At 42.7% G+C, this 8,557-nt stretch carries 10 protein-coding genes and 1 tRNA gene; 2 read left to right on the top strand and 9 right to left on the bottom strand.

Annotation, left to right across the window (positions count from 1 at the left end):
- The first annotated feature begins 540 nt into the window (after positions 1-540).
- A complete protein-coding gene (locus CS022_RS17070; protein WP_129123297.1) occupies positions 541-1,125 on the top strand; it encodes a recombinase family protein in 585 nt (194 codons plus the stop codon).
- A 165-nt stretch (positions 1,126-1,290) separates the two neighbouring features.
- Here the strand turns inward: CS022_RS17070 and CS022_RS17065 are convergent.
- Positions 1,291-1,364: transfer RNA gene (locus CS022_RS17065), tRNA-Gly, on the bottom strand.
- Between the two features lie 363 nt (positions 1,365-1,727).
- Between CS022_RS17065 and CS022_RS17060 the strand changes: the two genes are divergently transcribed.
- Positions 1,728-2,414, top strand: a complete 687-nt coding sequence (locus CS022_RS17060; protein ID WP_129123296.1) for a hypothetical protein — start codon at positions 1,728-1,730, stop codon at positions 2,412-2,414.
- Positions 2,415-2,461: 47 nt separating this feature from the next.
- On the opposite strand, the gene CS022_RS17055 is transcribed toward CS022_RS17060, so the two are convergent.
- From CS022_RS17055 to CS022_RS17020, 8 genes are all read right to left on the bottom strand, one after another.
- Positions 2,462-3,142, bottom strand: coding sequence for a hypothetical protein (locus CS022_RS17055; RefSeq protein WP_129123295.1), 681 nt, complete (start codon positions 3,140-3,142; stop codon positions 2,462-2,464).
- Between the two features lie 924 nt (positions 3,143-4,066).
- Entirely contained in the window at positions 4,067-4,678 is a 612-nt protein-coding gene (locus tag CS022_RS17050) for an HrpE/YscL family type III secretion apparatus protein (protein WP_129123294.1), read from the bottom strand.
- 69 nt (positions 4,679-4,747) lie between these two features.
- Positions 4,748-5,482, bottom strand: coding sequence for a hypothetical protein (locus tag CS022_RS17045; RefSeq protein WP_129123293.1), 735 nt, complete (start codon positions 5,480-5,482; stop codon positions 4,748-4,750).
- 142 nt (positions 5,483-5,624) lie between these two features.
- On the bottom strand, positions 5,625-6,122 hold the full coding sequence (sctJ, locus tag CS022_RS17040; RefSeq protein WP_161569661.1) for a type III secretion system inner membrane ring lipoprotein SctJ: 498 nt from the start codon (positions 6,120-6,122) through the stop codon (positions 5,625-5,627).
- A gap of 24 nt (positions 6,123-6,146) precedes the next feature.
- Positions 6,147-6,527 carry a hypothetical protein gene (locus CS022_RS17035; RefSeq protein WP_129123291.1) on the bottom strand — a complete coding sequence of 127 codons (381 nt, stop codon included), beginning with the start codon at positions 6,525-6,527 and terminating at the stop codon, positions 6,147-6,149.
- 105 nt (positions 6,528-6,632) lie between these two features.
- Positions 6,633-7,034, bottom strand: a complete 402-nt coding sequence (locus tag CS022_RS17030) for a hypothetical protein (RefSeq protein ID WP_129123290.1) — start codon at positions 7,032-7,034, stop codon at positions 6,633-6,635.
- Between the two features lie 67 nt (positions 7,035-7,101).
- Positions 7,102-7,380: a hypothetical protein gene (locus tag CS022_RS17025; RefSeq protein ID WP_129123289.1), complete on the bottom strand. Its 279-nt coding sequence runs from the start codon at positions 7,378-7,380 to the stop codon at positions 7,102-7,104.
- 400 nt (positions 7,381-7,780) lie between these two features.
- Positions 7,781-8,551, bottom strand: coding sequence for an EscU/YscU/HrcU family type III secretion system export apparatus switch protein (locus tag CS022_RS17020; protein ID WP_129123288.1), 771 nt, complete (start codon positions 8,549-8,551; stop codon positions 7,781-7,783).
- Positions 8,552-8,557 lie beyond the last annotated feature (6 nt).

Here is an 8,557-nt window from a genome sequence, read left to right as displayed (position 1 = left end):
GGAGCTTTGCTACTAAACCATGGGACTCAAAACTCTAAAATTGATGGGGGATAACAGTGTTATATACCCCAAAGTGTCCAATATAATTCCTACGATTTGTCCAATATAATTCATGAGTGAAATTTGCGATCGTCTGCACACCCCGAAACCTCTGGCGTGAAGATAATTGTCCAAAATCCTTTGCGGGAAAAAACACCAAAATGGGAAATATGAATTATATTGGACAAATTGGCCGACATGGATATTTACACAGTGTCATTTTATCGGCTAATTACCCTATCGCACACATCAAGTATCGAGAAATTCATTATCCAGATTGACGGTCAATTATGGATAAGATTTTCTCATCTAAAACCTCAGCGTTAAACTCGCATAGTGCTATTGCACTAACAAGATTTGGGGCAATTTTGAGTTAATTGGGTCGTTTTATGATGCTAAATACTATGACTACCCTCATGGTATCAAAAAATACCCATTTTATTATGTGATACCTTTTGTTATTATTGATACCCCTTCCTGATGCTTTAAAGGTTCTTTTTCATGAATACTGCCACGACCGGACGGATTTTTGCTTACTGCAGGGTGTCGACCATTGAACAGGATACGGAAAACCAGATCCTGGCTATCCGTAACCGCGGCTATGTTATACAGCCACACCGCGTGATTGGTGAAACGGTCAGTGGTTCGCTGCCTGCAATGCAGAGAAAAGCGTTTCGGGTGCTGGTTGAGCATAAACTTGAGTCCGGCGATACCCTCGTGGTTCTTAAACTCGACCGCCTGGGTCGCGACAATATCGATATCCAGAAGACCATTGAGATGCTGACAGAGAAGGGGGTTCATGTTGTTTCTCTCGATCTGCCGGTACAGAACCTGAGCTCTGCAGAAGGCAAACTGATGCTTCAGATGTTTTCAGCCTTTGCCGAATTTGAGCGTAACCGGATACGGGAACGGAATCAGGAAGGGCTGGCTCGTGCCCGCGCTTCTGAAAAGCGTATTGGCAGACCGAAAGCGGTTGCTACGACGGCAAAGGTTAAGCAATGCCGGGAACAGGGGCTCAGTCAGTCAAAAACAGCGACGGCGCTGGGACTGGGGATTGCGACGGTAAAAAGGCACTGGAATAAATAGCGGCTGCGCATTCCTGTCAGTGACAACACCATTTCATGCCATGCCACACCATTTATGCGTGTGCACTGTCGGTTAGCCTCTTTTCAGCAGATAAACTCCGGTTATAGCAGGATTTGCTGGGAGTAATGCTTTATTGTGCGTTGGATCAGGGAGAAGGTAAGTCATTGGAGCGGGCAGCGGGAATCGAACCCGCATCATCAGCTTGGAAGGCTGAGGTAATAGCATTATACGATGCCCGCTTTGAGGTTTACATCGAGGCTTGCTATGGAGTAATCATAGTGGTTACAAGGCTTAACTCAATACTCTAAGGCTTCATTTGCTTACAAGATAACCGTTGGTCATCCAATAATGTGATCTTAGTGAAATTTGATGCTGGATTGTGCACCTTAACTCTCTCATCTGACACATTTTTTCCTCTTTGCTGTTCAGATTTAACGTGACAGGTACCTAAAAAGCGCTCCTTTTGCAAAACCTTGTTACACATTATCCGGCCTTGGAGTTTTACATACTCTTCTCAGTCACTAACATACCAAAGCTTATTTGAACGGTGTTTCTAATGTTCGTTTACTCTTCTTTCTTCTGAGGTCAAGATGCGTGTTTGTATGAAAGTTTTGCTCATGGTGTCAATGTTGCTCGCTGGTGGTTGTGGCGGTGGTTCTGTCAATCCGCAGGAGCAAGAAACGAAAGAAGGGACGGTCACGCTGCGAACCTTCAATTTGGTCAAAAAAACAGATGGTCAATCTGATGTAGAAATTAACGTCAGGCATGGTAGTAATGAAACACAGATATATTCAGGTATCGGTATTTATGGTAGTGCCGACTCCTCACCGTTGAAATTAAGCCACGTTGAACTCGGTCAAACTCTCACGTTTGAGCTGATAGATGCGAATAATCAGACATCCCTCAAGAGCGTTCAGAAGGCACTAACAACCGCTGAAAACCAATGGATTATCGCGGCAGGTGATCAGGGGAAATATCACTTTGCTTTCTTTGATAAGCCTTCGTTGCCCAATGTCAGTGAACAAAAGGTGGCAGCGTACCTTATTGATGCCAGAGAAATCGATGAGGAAGAAAACAGTCAGCTTGCTGTTGATGGCAAAGTTATGCAAGCCAATCTAGAATCATTTTCTCTCTCCACGCCCTTTGAGTTAGATGCAGCGGCGACGGGGCTGACCCTAACATTGGAGGACGATGTGGGCAGCCAATTCCAGTGTCAGCTAGAAACGGGGGATAAACCTCTATTGGTCATTGTTAGTGCCGATAATAAATGCAGACAGTTTGGTTTTTGACCAACTTTAAAAAGACCACTCCCCCGTTAAAGGGGGAGTATTAAGAGTTAGCGTTTGATGAATTCAATAACGCTGAAGGCTTGGATACCAGCGACAACGCCATCTTCCCAACCACCTTCTACTAAGGTTGATGCGTGCTGTTGCATCGCTTGTGCAACACCGCCGGCAAAATGAAAATCCACCGCCGCTTGATTAGGGAAAAAGTCGACAATACCGAATTTGTTGCCGCCAAAGTGAATAGCGTACCAGTGCAACGTGTCTGGCTCATTGTCTTTTACAATTTGCGCACCTTGCTTGAGAAAACCTGCGAGGTTCTCTTCCTCACCTGCTTTTGCGGTCAATGGAATGAAAGTAGCGATTTTCACATTACTCATGGCGTTCGGCGTGGTCTTGAAGGCAAGAATATCGGCATTGTTGATATTTGGAATAACGCCGTTGTCCCATCCACCTTCTACTAACTCGTGCGCTTTACCGCTCAGTGCTTGAGGAATTTTACCCGCAAAATGTGCGTCTTGTGCAGCTTGAGACCCAAAGGTATCGAAGATGACAAGTGTCTTTTTGTCTTGTGACTGGAGCGCCGACCATAGAAGCGTGTCTGGCTCTGTTTCGTATACGAGTTGCGCGCCCACACCAAGAAAACCCGCTAAATCAGCTTCTTTACCTGATTGTGCAGTGAGTTGTATGTAACTAGCACGTGTTTGGTTTTCTATTGATGCATTAGCACTCATATTAACGCCTAAAAAAAATAACAAATGCGGAAAATAATCCATATATTCTTTTTTTAAGTCCCATATAATAACTCCTTGATTAATGATATCTCTCAGTGGTCACCTATATTTAATGTTATTTTTAAAATTTTTGATCTTATCAATTAATATAATTTAATCGTGGTATTTACCATTATAATGGTGAGCTATTTTTGAGAATAAACTATCTGTTAAATAAAATTAATGCTATTTGTTTTATATTGATACGCGTATCTTTAATACTGAATTGCACTGCCTAAAAATAATTTTACATTAAATCAGCCGCTTAGATAATTGTATGTGCTAGTTTTTCTTCCGGTAGTTATATTTTCAATTGGAAATGATAGGGTGTTATAGCGTGATTTCTATTCACGTCATGAATTTCCAAATTAAATAATGTATTAAATTCCGTTTTCTTTTTAAGGGGATGTATAGTTAAGGGTGCGACTCTTTGAACTATTTGTGTGTGTTCAGCAAAAAATATCTTGTAAGTGTATATCGATAGTTTATGTATATATCTAGATGTCCGACATTTAAAAAGAAGTAAATCACGATAAACGGCATGCCCGATTTAATTGAAGTAGACAATCAATTCACTATATCCGTTGAGTTTTATCAATCATGCTTTCTGTGTGACGACAACGTTGCCATAAGCTACGAAAGTCGAGTTTGATGAGTATCTAGGTATTCATGTAAGTGGTGTAAATGGAGGAAAGAAGGGGAATACTAAAAGCTTGTCTGAACCATGGGCACAAAATATGTGCGTCGTACGGCACTTAATCATCGCGCTAATGCATTTACGTGGAAGTGAATAAGGACAGTTGCAGCCTCCATAGATTAATTGTACCGCCTCATTCCGCATGTTCGGGGGTGCTAGAAAGTTCTTTCAATCGCCCGAAATGTCTATTAGAGACCGAGTTTGCTTTGGTCTATAAATAGAAGTTCTACCGCCTGTTGCCAATCAATTGTAAATTCACCGTTGGGAGAGGTGAGCCTTAATGCGTCGACATCTAGGCTTGGGTCGCTGGCGATTTCCCACATGAGTCGTTGTGAGGAGAGCGCTGCCCTTACGGCATTTGCACGTGAAGGATTACAATGAAGTTTACCTTGGGCTGGGGCTGTCTTGCACTCTGCGAGCTGACGAACAAGAGAAGCCACTTTTTGTTGATCTGTCGCCTCGTTTAAGAGTTGTCCTACCACAGAGTTAACAATGTCAACCACCGAATGCTCGAGATTCGCAAGATAGGACTCTCGCAGTGCCAGAGTGTCCGCTTGCCATTGGTTAATATGTTGCCAACCTTGTTCTATCTGTTGCTGGATATCAGCCTGGGCAGCTTTAACATGTTCATCAACCAGTTTACTGGCATAGGTTTTTACCTTTTTGACTGCTTTAGATTCTAATGTTGCGAGCGTATCAAGCTTGATGAGCTCTTCACTCTTTATGACTGAAATACCCGCTGAGAGCGGATAAACGGACTCATCAATATGAATGCTTTTGCTGACAAAGGCGCTGCTCATCTTCTGCTCCTGTAAAGACTAAGAAGCCGCCCAATGAAGGCGGCATACTGTCTGTCGAGATATAAGTGTTTAAGCGTTGAGCTCTTCTTCTTGTTTCTCATTGATTTCGTTCAAATGCTCTTCTGTCACTTCTGGTACTTGCTTTGCAATTGGAAGTGACTGAGTCGTCATCGACAAGGCAGTCTTGATTATATAGTTGAGTTTAGCAGGTGATATCAACAGATCAGCTTCAGGCAACACTTGGTCTTTGTTGAATCTCACACGGTAACGGCTCCAGAACGCCGAGTCGTTTTTACTCCAGCTTCTAATCGTGTAAGCAGCCAATACACCGACAGGATGCTGTGTATCATCCTGAAGGATAGACAAGATAGTATTGCGATGCTCTTCGCCGTATTGATGTAGGTTTAAACCCATCGAGAAGCGATAGCACCAAACTCGCTCATCATCCGATAAATCACCAGCAACGTGCCCGTCAGTCAAAATCGCAGAGATAAATGAAAAAACACGTGACTCTTGCTCAACATCCAAAGATGAAAGCGTGAGTGTCAGCGGGTTAATGATTTCAGGTTCAGGTGCGAACGGAATATTCAGTACTTCCAGTATCTCGTCGTAGTGCATCGCTTCTGCGATTGAGTCAGCAATAAAGGACGCATCTAATACGCTAAACCAAGATGTATGTAAGCGAGACCAAGGTCTGCACCAAAACACCGACCATTCGAACTGACCAGCTGCTTTTCGGATAGCACCGTCAGACGCCGCGTTTACCATTTCGTTGTTGATGTCGCTGATATGGTTGATACTCATTGCTTTATCCCTCAATTCTTCAACTCGGCGTCTTAAAGTGATGCTGATGCGTAGCCAGGAGCCAAGCGTTCGCTAGCGAAAAACTCTAGTGCGATAGCGTTTGGTTCTGACTTAAGTCCTGGAACACTTGCAGAGATAATTCTCAGAATCTTTGGTGCAAGAATATCCGGGTCAAGGTTGTACTGGTGCTTGATGAATACTGCAGCAGATGAAGGCTGAAGTGGCTGACAGGTGATACCTTTTGAGGTAAAACAACATGAACGCGCGCCAGAACTACCCCGTCGATTTGTGACAGTGTGTGTTCAATCTCTTGAGAGATAGCGTGTATGTAACGCGCACGTTCTTCAATAGGTGTTGAAATTATGCCTTCTTTTTTGAAGACTTCGCCCATGCTGACTTTATCTCTGCGTGGCAGACCTACTGCACGAAGAATACGAACTGCAGGTGCAATATCATTTTTGGCAACCAGTACGTTCACACCGTTTTTAGTCATTTGTTTTGTGGTGTCGATACCAGATGCCATGAGTTCTGCCAATACTTCGTTAGCTTCACGTTCGCTCAGACCAGTATGCAGCTGAGTCGATTCATCACACCCTGTCAGTACGAACATAGTTACGATAGTTAGCAATAATTTTTTCATTGGCGCTTTCATTACAACCTCACATTAATTTGTGCTGGTTATTTTATTTATGGCCTGTGCACCTGATTGTGCGATCTTAGCAAAAATAAGAGAACGAGTTGCTTGCTCGTCGAAAGCTAATTTTGCTTTGGCCAACTCCATGTGGTTATCAGCTTTTTCAACTTTTTCCAGAAGTTCTTTTTGTTCAAATGAAGCGCTTTTAAGTTGGTTTAAAAGGTTCTTGAACGTATCAGAAGCAGACACACCTTGCGTTTGTTCAACGCTATCTACTTGATATTTAAAAAACTGAACATCTACGTCATTTGGCGCAATGTCAGCACGCTTCGCTACGTCGTTAATTTTTAATTGGTCTAACGAGTCGCTTGAAATTAATTTGTTTAAGGCGGAACCATTTGAAACTGACATCTTGTTATTCCTTCCTTGTTTTAAGTTGGTGGACTAAAAGTAGCTTTAGTCCACCACACTTACGAGACCCGAATGATGTGTTTCAAACAAATCAAGTGGTAAATATTACAGATAACGACCGTTTGCCTGACTTACCTTCTGAATGTTTTTCAGTGAGTTGTCGTAAGTGCTCGACTGGTAATCATTGGCAATGTTTTGCTTAGCTTTTACGTGCTCAGAAGCAATTTTGTTGCTTTCAATCACAGCATTACTCTTAGATTTATTCATTGCGTTCTCATGGTTAAGAAGCATAGTCTGGAGTTGCTGTTGGAACATCAACTGTTCATTTTTCTGAGTCAAGAAGTCTTGGTACCAGCTATTACCTACGCCGCCACCTATCTGGCCACCAAAATTGAGACCAGCAAAGTTCGCATTAAAACCAAGGCCTTGTTGCTGCTGGTTTTGCTGCATATATTGTTGCATCATGTTTTGGTAATAGTTGCCACCGCCGATATTATTTCCAAACATATTATTACTCCTTTAGGTAATTGATAATCCTGTAAAAATTCAAACGAGGTGTTTCACATTCTGTTAATCATTTCAGACAATTTTTTAGCGTGCATAATAAGCTGTTGCGTCCTGTCAGCTCTTGCACCCATTTCGATGGCTTGCATGCCTGATTTTTTGCCGCGGCTAACTTGAGCTGAACAATTTCTTTGTTCTGTGCGGCCATTAGGTCATGAAAGTACTGTGCATCGGCAGAGTTAACTGCCGTTTGGCCTCCAGGAAAACCGCCGCCGGGCAAAGTTCCACCAATACCGCCACCAGCAAAACTCTGATTGAGGCCTGGAATTTTGTTGAACATCGGATTCATAAAAGCTCCTAGTTGCTCTTCACCGAGCGTGGTTTCGACTAAATTGCTGAAGCACCTTAACTCTTGCTATGTTACTGAGTGCTCTTTTGGAGCTTTCAGTTCCCAAGAAATTTCAATTACTCTTAGCTACGTCGTTGTCGTTGAGAGCAATGATTTACGTCTTGGGGTTGCCTGCTTAAGCAAAGTGTAAAAGTAAGTGCTCCTATGCGTATTCCAGTTCCATTTTTTTATTAGTTTTTTCTTTAATTAATATGCGACTTATTTAAAATATTGATTTTTATGAATAAATAATTAGCTTTTATAAGCGGTCAATGAGGAAAGGGGTAGAGGAATTTAGGGGGAATTTGGCTTAATATTCAGACAGGTAACTACGAAGAGGGAAAACGCTTAAAAGCCGATATTACTCGGCCTCAGGTTCTTCCTTGTCTGCTGGCTTACTACCATCGTTGTAGAGGTCATCTGGAAACTCGATAACACCATCTGAACTGTACCATTCTGAGACTTCTTCTGGCGGGAGTTCGTTGTTTATCAGCTCGACCAGTTTGTACACAATGACCACGGCCTTCATTGTTTCACGAGGTATGTTGTCTCCCTCTTCAGTGAGTTTGGCTAAGGTTCTGGCCAACCAGACAAAGCGAACAATGGGTAATCGCTCCGATTTAGCCTCTTTTATGACGTCTCTCGCTTCATCGTCTGCCCTGTTATAAATAACGACAGGGAGGGGGTGTTCATCTGGTTTATAACTGAGTGCAATGGCAAAGTGGGTCGGGTTTACAACCACCATGTCTGCATCTTTGATTTTTGGCTGCGGCGGCGGGCTGTTCATGAGCTCCATAAAGAAGTTCTTCCGCTCTGATTTCATCTCAGGCGAACCAAACATCTCTTTATACTCACGAATTACCTCGTCTTTCGACATTTTGATTTTCTTTTCACTGAAGTATTTTTTCAAAATAACATCAGCAACGGCTAATGCCAGCAACAGGCCAGCGCAAAGACGAACAACAAAAATGAAAATATCAGAGAAGGTCCGCCACATTTCTGGAAGAGACGCACGTGCAAGCCAAAGCATGTCTTGGAAGTAGAAAAGGACCACGTAGGTGAAAATGATACTTATCAGTATTGCTTTGATGATGTTCATCAATAGCTCAAGGAGTTTCTCCATTGAGAACATGTTTTG

It is taken from the genome of Veronia nyctiphanis, from assembly GCF_004116385.1.
Lineage (GTDB): Bacteria > Pseudomonadota > Gammaproteobacteria > Enterobacterales > Vibrionaceae > Veronia > Veronia nyctiphanis.
Note: the sequence above shows the minus strand (reverse complement) of the source record. Positions and strands in the feature narration are given on the sequence as shown.

Coding starts and splice junctions, on each gene's coding strand:
- CS022_RS17070 (WP_129123297.1), top strand. CDS start 541: ATGAATACTGCCACGACCGGACGGATTTTTGCTTACTGCAGGGTGTCG.
- CS022_RS17060 (WP_129123296.1), top strand. CDS start 1,728: ATGAAAGTTTTGCTCATGGTGTCAATGTTGCTCGCTGGTGGTTGTGGC.
- CS022_RS17055 (WP_129123295.1), bottom strand. CDS start 3,142: ATGAGTGCTAATGCATCAATAGAAAACCAAACACGTGCTAGTTACATA.
- CS022_RS17050 (WP_129123294.1), bottom strand. CDS start 4,678: ATGAGCAGCGCCTTTGTCAGCAAAAGCATTCATATTGATGAGTCCGTT.
- CS022_RS17045 (WP_129123293.1), bottom strand. CDS start 5,482: ATGAGTATCAACCATATCAGCGACATCAACAACGAAATGGTAAACGCG.
- sctJ (WP_161569661.1), bottom strand. CDS start 6,122: ATGAAAAAATTATTGCTAACTATCGTAACTATGTTCGTACTGACAGGG.
- CS022_RS17035 (WP_129123291.1), bottom strand. CDS start 6,527: ATGTCAGTTTCAAATGGTTCCGCCTTAAACAAATTAATTTCAAGCGAC.
- CS022_RS17030 (WP_129123290.1), bottom strand. CDS start 7,034: ATGTTTGGAAATAATATCGGCGGTGGCAACTATTACCAAAACATGATG.
- CS022_RS17025 (WP_129123289.1), bottom strand. CDS start 7,380: ATGAATCCGATGTTCAACAAAATTCCAGGCCTCAATCAGAGTTTTGCT.
- CS022_RS17020 (WP_129123288.1), bottom strand. CDS start 8,551: ATGTTCTCAATGGAGAAACTCCTTGAGCTATTGATGAACATCATCAAA.